Annotated in this window: 16 protein-coding genes; 10 read left to right on the forward strand and 6 right to left on the reverse strand. The window is 40.4% G+C overall.

The annotated features are described in order from the left end of the window. Positions 1-116: 116 nt before the first annotated feature. From BM386_RS10765 to BM386_RS10795, 7 genes are all read left to right on the forward strand, one after another. Positions 117-470 carry a hypothetical protein gene (locus BM386_RS10765; protein WP_091693699.1) on the forward strand — a complete coding sequence of 118 codons (354 nt, stop codon included), beginning with the start codon at positions 117-119 and terminating at the stop codon, positions 468-470. Beyond that, positions 451-1,101 carry a nucleotidyl transferase AbiEii/AbiGii toxin family protein gene (locus BM386_RS23800; RefSeq protein WP_091693702.1) on the forward strand — a complete coding sequence of 217 codons (651 nt, stop codon included), beginning with the start codon at positions 451-453 and terminating at the stop codon, positions 1,099-1,101. Before BM386_RS10765 ends, BM386_RS23800 begins: the two co-directional genes overlap by 20 nt. A gap of 360 nt (positions 1,102-1,461) precedes the next feature. After that, positions 1,462-1,881 carry a helix-turn-helix domain-containing protein gene (locus BM386_RS10775; protein WP_091693705.1) on the forward strand — a complete coding sequence of 140 codons (420 nt, stop codon included), beginning with the start codon at positions 1,462-1,464 and terminating at the stop codon, positions 1,879-1,881. A 16-nt stretch (positions 1,882-1,897) separates the two neighbouring features. Then, the gene (locus tag BM386_RS10780; protein ID WP_091693708.1) at positions 1,898-2,158 is read left to right on the forward strand and encodes a hypothetical protein; all 261 of its coding nucleotides are present in this window, start codon (positions 1,898-1,900) and stop codon (positions 2,156-2,158) included. Between the two features lie 248 nt (positions 2,159-2,406). After that, on the forward strand, positions 2,407-2,754 hold the full coding sequence (locus BM386_RS10785; protein WP_091693711.1) for a helix-turn-helix domain-containing protein: 348 nt from the start codon (positions 2,407-2,409) through the stop codon (positions 2,752-2,754). Continuing rightward, the gene (locus BM386_RS10790; protein ID WP_091693714.1) at positions 2,741-3,481 is read left to right on the forward strand and encodes an ImmA/IrrE family metallo-endopeptidase; all 741 of its coding nucleotides are present in this window, start codon (positions 2,741-2,743) and stop codon (positions 3,479-3,481) included. Before BM386_RS10785 ends, BM386_RS10790 begins: the two co-directional genes overlap by 14 nt. After that, positions 3,468-4,028: a PIN domain-containing protein gene (locus BM386_RS10795; RefSeq protein WP_091693717.1), complete on the forward strand. Its 561-nt coding sequence runs from the start codon at positions 3,468-3,470 to the stop codon at positions 4,026-4,028. Before BM386_RS10790 ends, BM386_RS10795 begins: the two co-directional genes overlap by 14 nt. Positions 4,029-4,346: 318 nt before the next feature. Here the strand turns inward: BM386_RS10795 and BM386_RS10800 are convergent, their stop codons facing one another. Beyond that, complete coding sequence (locus BM386_RS10800; RefSeq protein ID WP_091693719.1) at positions 4,347-4,739, reverse strand: helix-turn-helix domain-containing protein; 393 nt, start codon at positions 4,737-4,739, stop codon at positions 4,347-4,349. Beyond that, positions 4,736-5,146: a hypothetical protein gene (locus tag BM386_RS10805; protein WP_244545503.1), complete on the reverse strand. Its 411-nt coding sequence runs from the start codon at positions 5,144-5,146 to the stop codon at positions 4,736-4,738. The genes BM386_RS10800 and BM386_RS10805 overlap by 4 nt, the downstream gene beginning before the upstream one ends. A gap of 564 nt (positions 5,147-5,710) precedes the next feature. Between BM386_RS10805 and BM386_RS10810 the strand changes: the two genes are divergently transcribed. The 3 genes from BM386_RS10810 (at position 5,711) to BM386_RS10820 (ending at position 7,743) form a co-directional block, all read left to right on the forward strand. Beyond that, positions 5,711-6,295, forward strand: a complete 585-nt coding sequence (locus BM386_RS10810; protein ID WP_091693725.1) for a hypothetical protein — start codon at positions 5,711-5,713, stop codon at positions 6,293-6,295. A gap of 320 nt (positions 6,296-6,615) precedes the next feature. After that, a complete protein-coding gene (locus tag BM386_RS10815) occupies positions 6,616-7,284 on the forward strand; it encodes a DUF6266 family protein (RefSeq protein WP_091693728.1) in 669 nt (222 codons plus the stop codon). 84 nt (positions 7,285-7,368) lie between these two features. Continuing rightward, on the forward strand, positions 7,369-7,743 hold the full coding sequence (locus tag BM386_RS10820; RefSeq protein WP_091693731.1) for a VOC family protein: 375 nt from the start codon (positions 7,369-7,371) through the stop codon (positions 7,741-7,743). Positions 7,744-7,997: 254 nt separating this feature from the next. On the opposite strand, the gene BM386_RS10825 is transcribed toward BM386_RS10820, so the two are convergent. The 4 genes from BM386_RS10825 to BM386_RS10840 all read right to left on the reverse strand — a co-directional run bounded on the left by BM386_RS10825 (position 7,998) and on the right by BM386_RS10840 (position 14,687). Further along, positions 7,998-10,448 carry an ABC transporter permease gene (locus BM386_RS10825; protein WP_091694472.1) on the reverse strand — a complete coding sequence of 817 codons (2,451 nt, stop codon included), beginning with the start codon at positions 10,446-10,448 and terminating at the stop codon, positions 7,998-8,000. 482 nt (positions 10,449-10,930) lie between these two features. Further along, positions 10,931-13,252, reverse strand: coding sequence for an ABC transporter permease (locus BM386_RS10830; protein ID WP_244545504.1), 2,322 nt, complete (start codon positions 13,250-13,252; stop codon positions 10,931-10,933). 148 nt (positions 13,253-13,400) lie between these two features. Next, positions 13,401-14,096, reverse strand: coding sequence for an ABC transporter ATP-binding protein (locus BM386_RS10835; RefSeq protein WP_091693736.1), 696 nt, complete (start codon positions 14,094-14,096; stop codon positions 13,401-13,403). 237 nt (positions 14,097-14,333) lie between these two features. Next, complete coding sequence (locus tag BM386_RS10840; RefSeq protein ID WP_091693739.1) at positions 14,334-14,687, reverse strand: four helix bundle protein; 354 nt, start codon at positions 14,685-14,687, stop codon at positions 14,334-14,336. Between the last annotated feature and the right edge of the window lie 20 nt (positions 14,688-14,707).

A 14,707-nucleotide genomic window follows, 5' to 3' on the forward strand; every position in this document is an offset into this window, starting at 1 on the left:
TTACGGCCGCTATAAACAATGATCAGAGGGTATCCCCCTCTAAAAATATCCATACAGGTTATAGCTATAGAAACTATTTTAGCTCTTAAATCCTTATATTTGAATCGCATAAGAAAATGATCTCCGCTTCAAAACATATCGAAAAATCAAGAATCGCATTGGGACGCGTGATTGCACCATTGGCTTTTTGGTCGTACCCAAATCTGGAATCAGTGGGAAAAATACCTGATGAGCTATTGATCGAAGCTGTCTTGATCCATGGAAACGATGCATTACGAAGGAGGCTTTTTAGTTTGTACGAACCAAGCCAGATAAAAAATGTCTGGAAGAGCAAATTGATTATCCAAGGCCCCAGACTTGATTTTCTCAACATAAAGCTTGCAAAAGATTTTTTCAGCATAGCCCAACCCGAAAAGTATATTGAAAAATCATACCAAAGGGATAATCTCTATGAAAGGTTTAGCACCTAAGACACTTGCAGTCTTTGACAAAGTATCGGCACTCGGATCGATTAAGGGTTATGTATTGGTAGGGGGAACAGGTATAGCCCTTCAAATTAATCACCGGCTAAGTGAAGATCTAGATTTCTGTAAATGGGTACCTAAAACGAATGCTAGCCATGCCGTTTCAGTCAGGGAGATTGAAACTGAACTGAAAAAGAATTTTGAAATTGTCACCACTAATCATCTCAGTTTTGATCAAGTAGATTTCAGAATAGATGGGGTCAAACTGACATTTTTCAATGAAGTCGGATTGGTTTGCCCTCAATTTACCCCAATTACTTTTACCGAGAATATCCTAGGCGTCCCGCTGTTGCTTCATGGAAGCATGAAGGTGAAAACCCTATTTGAAAGAATAACATACAGAGATTACTACGACCTTTTTACGCTTTTATCTGAAAAGCATTTTAGCTTGGATGAATTGCTCAATGCTTCAATCCAGTACCAGCCAAGACTGAATTACAAAATGATTATTAAGAGACTTTCGGCTTGGAACCTGATTAAAGAAGATGCTGGGTTTACACATCTTTCGCCCCGATATACAGTGACTACTGAGGAAATGGGCCAATTTTTCGTTGAAGAGATCAAACTCTTGGAATGAGTTAGGCAGTTACGCAATCTTATCACCTGAATTTCGAGACACATCTTGTCAGTATTTTCTAGTAATGGAATAAATTATCCCTGCCAAATACCTATTTTACCTAAGAAATCCAGTCTCACATTCTGTGTCAAAAGCAGGAAAGGCTTAAATTTGATCTAACACAGAAAACAAGTCACAATTAACTGCAAAGGTGAGAACCTTCACAGGCTGAAATCAAAAATATGTATCAGCTCTATTCTCTTGCTAAGATTCGGTAAACTCAAGCATTTAGGCCTCTTCGGTCTTCGGTCTTCCATCCTCTTACGGAAAGAAAATAAGGCTACTGGCATCATTAGGAATAATCATTTAAAAAATCATCCCATGAACGACTCTTCATCCAAACAAATCCATCAAGGCCGAAACGTCAAACGCTTCCGGGAAATGCTGGGCATCAAGCAGGAATCCCTGGCGTATGAATTGGGTGAGGACTGGAACCAGAAGAAAATCTCCCTGCTGGAGCAAAAAGAAGAGATCGAAACCAGCCTGCTTTCCCAGATTGCTGATGCGCTGAAACTACCCGTTGAGGCATTTCAGAATTTTGATGAGGAACAGGCGGTGAATATAATAGCTAGTACTTTTCATCATACCCAAGGAATTGTTAACTACAACCCGACTTTTCAAAATAATCCAATCGATAAAATCATTCAGCTTCACGAGGAGAAAATTGAGTTATACGAGCGCATGCTGAAGGAGAAGGATGAGATGATGGCGAGACTTGAGAAGTTGATTGGGAAAGTGTAACAAACACTAAAATTAAATGAAAGCGACAGTAAAGATTAAAAAACCAGGAGATCGATTTGATCAAGAATTCACACTAATACCAGATCAGCCAGTTAATTTATTTAATCAAAGAACAAATGGACAACCTTTTAATTGGGTAGGAATAATTCTCGGAATCAAAGTAAAAATATCAAATGACAAAAGATATGCCTCCCAATTAGAAATTGACTCCCAACTTGATCCATATCAATCAAATATTGCTGAAGCTATAAGCGTTGCTTTAAAAGAATGGGATTAGACTTAAAAACTATATGTACTTAAATAGCTCATCAGTTAATTGGTGAGCTATTTTTGATTTATGCCTTTAGTGAATCAATACCCAAATTCAAGGAGCCTTCTATCTTCGAAACACAAACAAAATCATGGAACTCTAAATACTTATTTCTACTAGTTAACAACCACTTATCAAAAATAGATTTGTCACATTTTTACATTTTGTTACTTTTTATATTAAATTTGTGACACTTTTTAAATCAAACAAACACTATGGAACTCCAAAACATTATCGGCTCTAATCTTCAGGCATTCAGATCAAGGCTTGGCCTTACTCAGGATCAAATTGCAGAATTTCTGGAGGTAGATAGAAGCCTAATAGCTAAGTATGAAAATGGAACAAATGAAGTCACTTATATTCATTTGAAAAAATTTTCACACCTCTTCAATATTGATGTTGAAGATCTTTTGGAAGAGGATTCCGTTCGTCGTGAGGCCAATTTCGCATTCGCATTTAGAAGCAGTGGATTGGAAACTACTGATTTGAAATCAATAGCAGAATTCCAGCGTGTAGTTAAAAATTATTTGGAAATGGAAAATTTGCTGAATGAAACGAAATGATCTGCTTTTTTTAGAATGTAAAGAAAAGGCTTCCCATTTCCGGAATCAATTTGGGTATGGTCCAGATGATCCAATTCATTTGAGAAGTTTCTTGCTGAAGAAAAATGTCATTTCCTTGTTCAAACCTCTTAGTGGCGGATTCTCTGGTATGGCAATGATTGCAGGTGGTAAAAAATTCATGATGGTAAATCACAGCCACACTTTAGGAAAACAACACTTCACAATCGCGCACGAACTCTACCATCTATTCGTACAGGAGGGTTTCACTTCCCAGAAATGTGTTACTGGCCTATTTTTTAAACAAAACGATCAAGAGGAGAAAAAAGCGGATCTCTTTGCTGCAAGCTTACTCCTTCCAGAAATTGGGGTCACTTCTTTAATTCCAAAAGAGGAACGGAGAGGCATAATTTCAGATCAAACAATTTTCAAAATTCAGCAAGTATATTCCGTTTCAGTAAAAGCTACCATTTTTCGATTGAAAGAATTGGGGTTTGTGGATGATAGCTATTTTGAAAAATATAAAACAGGATCAACTGAAAAAATAAGAAATCTCGGATATGATACCCGGCTTATGTATCCTGGAAATCAGGATTTAATCCTTGGTGATTATGCGGTGGTGGCGAAAGAGCTTTTTCAATCGGATAAAATCTCAGAGTCAAAATATTTCACCTACCTGAACGCAGTAAATATCGACCCACTTCAAAAACTGGAGAATGGGGAAGAGTAAAGTACCTATAGTAAAAATTTTAGTGGATGCCGATGTGCTAATCCACCTTTTCAAAGCTGAAAAGATCTCACTATTGAATGAACTCTACCCCAAAAGAGTCTATATCCTCGATATAGTTCTAAATGAATTGAAAGAAAACAGAACTATCCGAAATAACATAGACAGTATTTTACTTTTTTCTGGGATTCAAGAACTTCAATTCCCAACTTCTTCCAACCCAAAATTGCTACATGAGTTTTTGGCCTTGAAAAAAGAAACAAAGGCTGACGATGGGGAATCTGCCTGCCTAGTTTACTGTAAATATCATTCAGACATCATCGCCAGCAGTAATACCAAAGATATCAAGCCCTATTGCGAAGAAAACGGAATGGCCTACTTGACTACACTAGATATTTTTTGCATTGCAGTTGCCAAAGGTCTATTATCCGATTCAGAAGTAAATCAAATGATCCAAAAAATCACACATAACAATGAAAGTCATCTATGCTGCAAATCCACTGAGGATCATAAGAAGCTTCATTTTGATCCGGTGAAGATCAGCTATTAATATTCAGCTATAATTCTAGTTAAATCTAAAATTTAAAATGCTTGAGCTGCCCCCCTTCGTCTTCCACTCCATAAGTCCACTGGCGGAGCACGCCAAGGCAGCTCCAGCAGCTCTGGAAGAAGAGGTAAAAACGAAGATGAGTTAGTAAATCCTTTCAAATTCCTGAAAAAGGTATCCAAGGCTGTTTAGATGACGGAATGGTTTGAATTCTTCGAGCGATGTGAGCAGAACAACCTGATTTTGTCAACGAATCCTATTGGGATATGATCGAATAGCAAACTGTCTGCACCTATTGTCTCCCAATTTTCCAATGGAGTACTATTCAGACTTGCTACCATATTCAACTTTCGGCTCGGCCACCCGCATCTCTGACCTGCCATCAAAAACCCCATACTTTTTCAACTCTTCCTGTACTTTTTCCTGAAAAAGCTCATCGGTCATAACCTTGAAATCCAAACTCAATTCCATGGACATCTTTGCCAGAATATTCCAATTTGGCTTACGATCTCCTCTAAAAAGCTGGGTAATAAAGGAAGCGGAAGTGCCGATTTTATCTGCCAATTCCTTTTTGTTCATATTAATTTCTTCCATTTTTTTATCTACCAGACCCAAGTACTGCAAAGCCAATACATCAGCTTTTGAAGCTACTTGGTCCTCATAGGACATCTCATTTATGAGTGCATCCCATTCATTTTTAATAGAATCTGTCATGGTTTTGGTGTTAAGTCGTATTCGTATTTAGCTACTCTTCGTATGATGTTTTTTTCTGTTGCTGTCAATTTTTGGGATTTCTTCTTCTCTTGAAGTTCTATTCCAATGATTACAAAACGCTCCGTGTCTCCGTCAGCATATTGCCTGCAGTAAATCCTGGGATTTTTCTTCCCTTTAAACAATTTAATGGCAGTAACCTGTTCACATCCTTTTTCAAAATTCTCTTTATCGTATAAATCTCTCGGGGCCTGATGGTTCAAAATCAACTCTATGGCAGTATAAAACTTCTTCAAATTTGCTTTTTCAGATCGCAGGAATGCCATGATATCCCCAGAATTCTCTACGTCCAGATAAAAAGCTTTCTTGCCATCGTGGGAAGTTCTGATCAGGTTCGCCTTTCTTTTCACGACAAAATTAAGCAATAGGTTAACTTATGCAAACCATTTATAATAATACTAATTCTTTTTTGTAAGATTTTTGTCCTGTCGCTATCATCACCTCCCCACCTTTCCTCACACATCCCCCCACTTCCCGCTAAACCAACTCATTCCAAAAAGCCTTTTTTAGATCGCCAGTGGATAGATATTAGTCACCACAGATTGAGCAATAGTAAAAAGGATTGGAAACCCAGATTCCAAATGTAAAAACTTAGACTGGCTCAGTCTGGATGATCATTATGATAGTTTTAGTCTGGAACAAGATAAAAAGCCTGATGACAAATAATGGAAAATTTAAGTCATTTGAAAGGATATCATTCAATTACTTAAATTAAAAGTCAATCATATTCCATGGAAATGATCGAGCTATTTTCAAAGCAGATTCAACGAATCTCACTTCTACCCTTAAGAGATCCTCCATTTCCTACTCAGTAAAGCCTCCAATCCCCCATCCGGGATATTTTACTTCCCCAAGGAATACTCTAGAAAAAGCATTGTCCAGAAATTAGGAACTCACATCAACAATGCTGAATCATGCAAATAATCACAGTCAGGCACAACGATTTTCTACTTCAGATTCCAAGCTGCCCTTTAGATATACTGGATGGCTATTATAGTTTCACTTTTATCGAACACGGTAGATACAAGCTGGGATTGATTCTGGAATCTTCTATTTCTAAGAAACCCTCGAAAGAGCTTAAAAAAGACCCTTCTTATTTATGCTACGAGCTAAAAATGCTCAAGGAATTGGTGGTGGGATTATACCTCCTGAATGAGCAAAAGGATAAGTTCTCCCGGTTGACAGGAAAATACACCACCGAATTCCTGAATAAGCTATCGAAAGACATCTATGGGAAAAAGCATAAGCTATCAGAATCCTGCCTAGCCTTAACAGAAGATGAGTTACTAAATCCTTTCAAATTCCTGAAAAAAGTGTCCAAAGCTGTATCGATGACAGAATGGTTTGAATTCTTCGAGCAATGTGAGCAGAACAGTCTGGCCTTTGACTATGAACCTTATTGGGAGGGGATTGAAAAACAAACAGCCTGCACCTATTTCCTTCCCAAGCTGCATGATCTGGGATACCTGATTGTATCGTCGGAAATGCCAGCGACGTAATATTTCAGTCCTTATACCATTTGGTGCTTAATGGTCATGAAATAAAGGTAATCCAATCCTTTTCTAGCTCCTTACATACACGCCATCTTCCCGGCATCTCCCCTACTTCAACTTCACCTATATAAGCATACAAACTGGCATATTTCCACTTATAAAACCATACCATGACCAATACAAAACCAACGTTTTAACAATCTTAGACTATTATTTTATTGCTTTTAGAGTGTTTATAATATGCTATAAATTAATTTTTCTATAGCTTTTCTTGGCTAATATCCCTAGGACACGCTATATTATACTGTAAATCAACTACTAAGCATATGGCACGAATTACTAACACAATCCTAGCTGGGCTATCGGGCAATCTGGGAGATCTGGTTTTTTACAAAGTGGGCGGAGTAACGTATGCCCGCAAGAAGCCCGGCAAACAAAGTAAAAGTACCAAAGCAAGAACATCTGAAAGAAAGCGCAATTCCCAATCAGTAAGTACCCAGACGCAAAAATTCCTGAAAAATATCAAGCATATTTTACGTTTTGGCTATCAAAGCTTCGAAAATGGGGCAAGCAGACCTTACCATGCTGCGGTATCATATACCATGAAAAACTCCTTCAAATTTGAAGGATCATCAGCATCAAAAGTACTGGATATCAGTTTGGTGAAAGTGAGTAGAGGAAGTTTGCTAGGACCTCAAGATCCTAATGTAGAGCGGGTTCCTGAGGGAATAAAGTTCACTTGGACAGACAATTCCTGGCAGGCTGCTGCAACACCCTACGATAAGGTGTTTGTCTTCCTTCTTTCAACAGAGAGTATGCTAACCGGAACAGAATGGGAGTTTTTGGGTAATACAAGAGACAAGGAAAATCATGTTCTACCCATTTCACCTGTACTTAAGGATACTAAATGGCATGCCTGGATTGCCTTCAGCCAAGAAAATCCTTGGACAAAGAAAAGGGAGTTGTCAGATTCTGTTTATTTGGGGGTGGTTTAGAGCAAAGAAATCATATCATTCCCTACTTTCAATTTAATCTTCTGATTTTAACTTTCTGAATTATATCCATCAAACCAACCCACCATGGAACCTACCTTCGAAGCTGGAATCAACATTGCGATCAAGATCCCAAAAAGCAAATACGAAAAGACTGTTGCCTTTTATCGGGATATTTTACGATTGAAGGTGGAAGAAAAAGCCATTGATAATCCCACCATTTCCAGAACGCACCAAGTATCATTCGGAAATAATGTCCTCTGGCTGGACTGCGTAGATAATTATACCCATTCGGAAACCTGGCTGCAGCTGACTGTACCTGATGTAGCCGAAGCCACCAACTACTTACTGGGCAAAGGGGTGGAAACCTGTGATGAGCTGGAAGAACTTTCAGAAAACATGCATTGGATACAAGATCCGGCGGGAACAGTTTTTAACCTACAAGAGAGAAAGGTGAAATAATTGGAAGGGCTTTAACTTTCAGTTTTTTAGCCTGGTTTGGTGCTCAAAAGACCAATATCCACATTTATTTCGGTCTGTGAGGACACAGACAGAGGCAAAAAAACCTTCGAGGTTTTAAAAACCTCAAAGGTTTAACTTACCACTTTTTCAGCCTACCTCCGGCGGGTAAACTTCCTTGCCGTGGCCTTTGTCATCACAGAACACAAGTTTGGTTTGTGAAGAAATCGAGACAGGAATCCAAATGCGAAATCCAATTACTCACTTTTCAGCGAATTTACCGGGTTCGACAATGCTGCCTTTACCGACTGATAGCTAATCGTAAGAAGGGCGATAAAAGCCGCAAATACTCCGGCAGCCAGAAACACCTGCAAACCAAGGGTAATCTTATACTGATAATCTTCCAACCATTTATTCATCACCCACCAGGCGATTGGAGATGCGATCAGAAAGGCGATTCCAACCAGCTTGGTAAATTCTTTGGATAGGAGAAACACAATGCTCTGTACGCTCGAACCCAATACTTTCCGGATACCGATCTCTTTGGTGCGCTGCTCGGCGGTAAATGCTGTCAAGGCAAACAATCCCAAGCAGGCTATAAGTATCGCAAAACCCGCAAATATGGCAAACACCTTCCCTAACCTGGTCTCAGCTGCATACATAGTTCCGAAACGTTCATCCAGGAAGGAATAGGTAAATGGCTGACCAGGTGCAAGTTCGTCCCACTTTGATTCTATGAAAGTGACCACCTCGTCCGTGTTGGAGGAATTGAATCTAAAGGAAGCTATTCCATTGGGTCTTTCATTCAGAAAGATCATCACCGGACCTATATTCTCCTTCAGGGACTCGAAGTGGAAGTTTTCTACAATTCCCACCACTGTTTTTCCCTGAAGATCCTCAGGATCCATCTCTTCACTGTCTTGCATAGTGAAGATCTTTTGACCAATAGGATCACCCACAAAATTGAAATTCCGCGCCGCCGTCTCATTCAGAATTACTGCACCGGAGTCGGAAGGGTATTGGATCGAAAAGTCTCTTCCCTCCACGATTTTCATATCCAGCGTGCTTACGTAATCGTAGTCCACTGCCCAGTTTTGCAGGGAAACCAGGTTCTCCGATTGCTTTGCGTCTTTGCCTTCTGCCCACCATGGGGTATCAGATCTCCAGGTACCGGAAACTGGCAAGAATCCTGTGATCGTCCCGCTTTCCATCATGCTGTTTGCAAGAACTTCCCGCTTGAAGGTTTCTGCCTGATCACCCAAAGCATAGATGTCATCGATGGTAATTACCTTCTCCTTGTTGAAACCGATTTTCTTATTCTGTATGTAATTCAACTGATTGAAAACTGCAATAGTCGCTATAATGAGAATGATCGAAACAGCAAACTGAAACACAACCAATGAGCTTCGGATCATGCCGCTTTTCATTCCCATGGATACTTTGCCTTTCAGAATACTGATCGGCTTAAATCCGGAAAGAAAGAAAGCTGGATAAACCCCGGCCAGTAAACCCGTACCAATTGCTCCAATGATCAGAATCCCATAGAACGTAAGCTGGGAAAATGGCACTGTAAGTTCTCTACCTGCCAGCTCATTGAAGAATGGAAGCAACAAAGTAAGTATAGGTACAGCTATCAAAAAAGAGATGATGCTCAGCAGGATGGATTCCATCAGGAACTGCCGGATCAGGTGTGAGCGGAATGACCCCATCACTTTTCTGATGCCTACTTCCTTGGCCCGATTGGCAGATCTGGCTGTGGATAGGTTCATAAAGTTGATACAGGCAATCACCAGTATAAAGAGAGCTACTGCGACGAAAAGATAGATGTAAGTGATGTTGAAATTGGGTTCAAACTCGCCTTCCAGATCACTTTTAAGATGTATATCTCTCAAAGGCTGAATGCCGAATTCAAATTTCCCACCCTCGGAAGCAAGGGTTTCAATGGTTGATCCCTCACCAAAGATCTGTCTGATTTCCGGCTCCATGTGGGTCTCGATTAGGGAAGTCAGCTTGCCTGCCAATACATCCGGATCAGCATTTTCCCTCAGTTTAAAATAAGTCTGAAAGTTATTGCTCAGCCAGGCGATCCGCTTCGCCTCGCCCAACCCTTCTGCCGCAAGCAAAAAGTCAAAATGAAAATGGGAGTTCTTCGGGATATCCTGATATACGCCTGTGATCCTAAAATCCATATCATTGTCCAAAATCAACGATTTTCCTAAGGCATCCTCATTGGGAAAATATTTCTCAGCTGCACTAGCGCTGATTGCCATGGTTTGTGGCTCTGATAATGCACTTTCCGGATTGCCCGCCAGCATAGGAACTCCAAACACGGTGAAGAAATCCTTACCTGCCCAGACCACCTTCTGCTCCTTGATATTTTCGTCTTCACGTTTTACCAAATAGGAACCTCTGGTTCTAAAGTGCACCGCAGCTTCCACTTCAGGGAAATCATCAGGCAGAGCAGCGGCCAAAGGAGCTGGTGCCTGCACGATGTTCCAGTGATTCCCACCAAAAACTATCTCGCTTTTTATTCTATAAATCCTGTCTGCATCCTTGAAACCGGTGTCATAACTCAGCTCATTGATAACAAAAAGTGAAATAATCATGCAGATCGCTACGCCTACCGACAATCCAAAAATATTGATGAAGGTATAGAACTTATGCTTTCGCAAATTTCTAAAGGCTATGGTGAAGTAGTTTTTAAGCATGGTTTTCAGATTTAAAGATTGGAAAATTTCAAAATTGAAAGATTCATTGTGTTTCGTCATTGGTAATGAGGAACGAGTAAAGCAATCCCTGCTCTATATATTAGATTGAGATGCTTTGTCGTCGTACCTCCTCCTACCAATGACGAAACCCTACTCCAGAACCGTGGATTGTGCCTTCACAAACCGCAATAGGGAACCTCTCAATACAACTTCATTTCGGTCTGCGAGACACAGACCGAGGTTGAGGAAGTAGTTTTTAAGCATTTTCTTTATGTATTGGAAGATTTAAATTACTTGTCCACCATGGTGGATTGGAAGATTGAAAGATTCTGGGTTCAATAGTGGCAAGGTGGCAAAGTGTCAAGGTTGGAAGGTTGCTTCACTCCTTCGTCGTTTGCAATGACGCAAACTTCTTGTCTCTTGATTCTTGATTCTAGTCTCTGCTGTCTTGATACTTATGTCTTGATACTTGCTACTTAAAATCACTCACTTTTCAATGAATTCACCGGATTTGCCGAAGCTGCTTTAAAGGCCTGATAACCGACTGTTATCAATGAAATCACGATCAAAACCACTCCCGAGCCAGCAAAGATCCACCAACTCAAATCTGTCTGAAAGGCGTAGGTCTGCAACCAATTATTGGCGAAATACCAAGCGACAGGCACTGCAATCAGAATAGCTACTAGTATCAAAGCGACGAAATCTTTGGAAACCAAAGTCAGGATACTAATCATGGAAGCTCCCATCACTTTGCGTACTCCGATTTCTTTTTTGCGCTTTTCGGCAGTAAATGCAGCCAAGCCAAACAAGCCTAGACAAGACAAGAAAATCGCCATAACTCCGAAGTATTTTGCCAGTTTGGAAACTCTCTGCTCGGAGGCATAAAGCGATTGATAATCCTCATCCATAAATGAATAGCTCAAAGGCTGACCGGTGAATTTCTCATAGATTTCAGTGATACCAGCAATACTAGCTTGCTGATCATTGGATTCTATTCTCACCATTACTTTCTGGGCAAATCCAGGATCATATTTTAGAAATGCTGGCTTTACTTTTTCTTTCAGAGACTCAAAATGAAAATCCTTCACCACTCCGATAACTTCCCTATCTTCACCCCACAAGTTGACGATTTGACCCACTGGATCTTGGAAACCTATGGTTTGTACTGCGGCTTCATTCAAAATGATCTTTTTGTCTTCCTCTCCAAACTCCGGAGAAAAAGCTCTTCCATCAGCGATCTCAAAACCCATGGTTTCGATCAATCCCATATTGACCGTAATATTTTCAAACTTCACTTGCTCCTCTTCACTTTTACCTTCCCAAGTCAAACCAATGGTGGAGCTTGCCAATCCGACTAAAGGATGGGAAAGACTGGATGCATTACTTACTCCAGGTACTTTTTTAGTTTCTTCCAGGTAGGTTGAAAGCTGATTTGGAGCAATTCCCGAAGCATTCAACTCCAGCAGATGGGCTTGGTTGTAGCCTAGATTTTGATTTTGGATATAGCTCATCTGTTTACTCAAAACAGAGATACCAATAATGAGTAGCAAAGAGATTGAAAACTGAAATACCACCAGGCCTTTTCTGGCCAGAAGCTCACCAAAGCTTCCTTTGATGTTTGATTTCATCACCTCCACAGGCTTGAATTTGGACAAATAAATCGCTGGGTAAATCCCGGCCAGTAAACCTGTTATCAACCAAACCCCTACCAGAAGAAGGAGGACATCCGGCTGAAAGGTCAAAGAAAGGGACTTGGAAGTCACTTGATTAAATAATGACTGCAGGACAAATGCTGCCAAAACTGCTAATACCAAAGCGAAAAAAGTAAGCACCAAAGACTCGGTAATAAATTGTGTGAATAGGCCTCCCCGACTTGCTCCCATGGATTTCTTCACACCAATTTCCTTCAATCTGCTCATGGATCTGGCTGTGGTCAAATTCATGAAATTGATACAGGCGATGATCAGGATAAACAGCGCTATAGCAGAGAAAATTTTCACGTAGCTAATTCTCCCGCCAGCGACTTTTCCGTCTTCATAGGTCCCATACAGGTAAGTATCTCCAAATGGCTGGACAAAAACTGAAACATTGGAATACTCCTGCCTTTCCTTAATAAAATCTGAAATCTGAGCATTAAAGGCTGCTACGTCAGTCCCTTCCTTCAGGAGGACAGTTGCTGAGGCGTTGAAGTTGTCCCAATGGGCTCCATTGCCTAGCATATTTTTGAAAAAAGGAAACGCAAGTAGGAAGTCAGGCTTGGCCACATCGAGATTCCCAAAATCCTTGTAAACTCCCTTCACCTCCACCTGATTCTGAAAATCAAAAACCTGCCAATCCAAAGATTTTCCTAAAGCCAACTGAGGGCTTCCAAAAAGCTTAGTGGCTAACGTCTCTGAAATTGTAATTGCGTTGATATCATTCAATGCAGTTTCCGAATTTCCCGCTATGAAATCCACATCGAAAATCTGGAAATATTCCTGATCCACAAAGAAGCCATCTCCGTTCATTTTTATACCTCCCTGCTCAAATGATACACCTTCCACAAAAGGTGATACCGCTGAAGCTGCCTCGACTTGAGAAAGCTCAGTACTCATCGCCTCCGCCATTTCGGCAGGCGTATAAGGAATGGTGACAATTCCAGTGGAATTATCATGATTGGTCATCACCTGATAAATCTGATCGACCTTTGCATGGTAGCGATTGATGCCTAGCTCATCCTTTACCCAGAGCATAATCAGGATCACGGTACACAGTCCAATTGTCAACCCAAAAAGATTGATCGCGAAAATGTGCTTGGACTTCATGAAGCTTCGGAAAGCAAGGAGTATCTGGTGGCGGAGCATGGGGAGGGGGAGTTTTAATTTAAGTTAAACCGTGCTGAAATTTGCTTGATGTCCGATGTCCGGTGCCCGATGTAAACATCCGACACCCGTCATCTAACATCGGGCAAAATCAAACATGAAACTGCTCTCTGATATTCTCTGTCACCACTTTACCATCAAATAGGTTGATGATTCGGTGAGCGTAGTTAGCATCATGCGGTGAGTGAGTTACCATTACGATGGTTGTTCCTTCGTTATTCAATTCTTCGAGAAGGCGCATTACCTCTTCGCCATTTGTAGAATCTAAGTTACCTGTAGGTTCATCGGCAAGGATCACGGATGGCTTCGCCACAATCGCTCTGGCAATAGCCACACGCTGCTGCTGACCACCGGAAAGCTGCTGTGGGAAGTGATTTCTTCTGTGCATGATGTTCATGCGGGTAAGTACCTCTTCCACCTTTTTCTTTCGCTCATCTGAAGGGACTTTCAAGTAAAGAAGTGGCAGCTCCACATTTTCAAATACAGTCAGTTCGTCGATCAGGTTAAAGCTCTGGAATACAAAGCCAATGTTTCCCTTTCTGAGTGAGGAGCGCTGTCTCTCGGAGAATTTAGCGACTTCATTGTCCAGGAAATAATACTCTCCATCATCCGGATTATCCAGCAGTCCGATGATATTCAGCAAAGTGGACTTCCCACAGCCTGAAGGGCCCATGATGGCGACGAATTCGCCTTTTTTGATTTCGATCTGAATGCTATCCAAAGCTGTTGTCTCTACCTCCTCGGTAGCGTACATTTTTCTGAGATTGACGGTTTTGATTACGTTCATGGTTTTGGAGTTTGAAGACGGGAGACCGAAGACCGAAGTCGTTTGATCCTCCAACTTTATTTTATAGATTTTTTTTAAAGACCGAAGACGGGAGACGGGAGACCGAAGTCGTTTGATCCTCCAACTTTGTTTTATAGATTTTTTTGTTTTTAATATTGAATTTCAACTTTTTATGATTTGCAGAAAACAGATTTATGGAACACTCTTCCGTCTTACGTCATCTGTCTTCCAGTTTATTTATTTAATAGCATTCTTAAATCCTATTATCATGTTCATCAGATTAAAACATTCAGAATAGTGTTTTTTAAACTCTGAATCTTCTATATATTTTCTTCTTTTTGCTTTATATAAACAAGTAACTACCTCCGCTAAGGACCTTAAAGAATAGCCAATAAATCTTACTTGCTCTGGGTTTGTCTGTCCAATCGATCCTTCAGCAATGTTAAGTGCGATTGAATCTACAGCTCTTCGAATTTGACTGGTCAAATTGTAAATCTCCTCTTTTGGAAATTCCTTTGACAGCTCGTGAATCTCTTCAGCTAGATCCATCGACTTTTGCCAAATGTTCAATTTTTCAAACTTGAAACTCATATCCAATCAGCTTAAATTTT

Origin of the sequence: Algoriphagus locisalis (assembly GCF_900116615.1) — a bacterium.
Lineage (GTDB): Bacteria > Bacteroidota > Bacteroidia > Cytophagales > Cyclobacteriaceae > Algoriphagus > Algoriphagus locisalis.